This is a genomic window from Alteromonas sp. S015, assembly GCF_036864485.1.
In the GTDB taxonomy this organism is placed as follows: Bacteria; Pseudomonadota; Gammaproteobacteria; order Enterobacterales; family Alteromonadaceae; genus Alteromonas.
Genome location: NZ_JAZETO010000033.1, coordinates 1 through 410, shown reverse-complemented (window position 1 = coordinate 410; position 410 = coordinate 1). Strand labels below are relative to the sequence as shown.

Annotated in this window: 1 pseudogene; it reads left to right on the top strand. The window is 41.2% G+C overall.

From position 1 onward, the window contains the following. Positions 1-305: 305 nt before the first annotated feature. Positions 306-410: pseudogene (locus V7R42_RS19910) on the top strand (flagellin); the annotation flags it as partial.

The window sequence follows — 410 nt, the reverse complement described above, 5'->3', positions numbered from 1 at the left end:
GACGATATTAGCTCAGGCAAACCAACGTCCACAGGCTGCACTAAGCCTACTAGGGTAATCATACTCTCTCGAATTCTCTCTCAATCTCTCATAAAAGCCCGTGAAAACGGGCTTTTTTATGTAAAAATCTTTCTAATTCAAAGGGTTGGTTTTTTATACATTCTCTTGAAAAAAAAGTGTCAAGTATTTTGTTTCCTTGCCGTTAAATAAATTGTCAGGGGGTGAGAGCCCAGACAATTAAGAGAGAGATTCGGTTGGGGGTGAGAGCCCAACCGCTTTCACAAAAGTGAATGAGGAGAGAGACAATGGCTTTATACGTAAATACAAATGTTAGTTCACTTAATGCCCAGCGCCAATTAATGAGCTCTAGTTTAGGCTTAGATCAGGCCTTCCAGAGACTGTCATCGGGT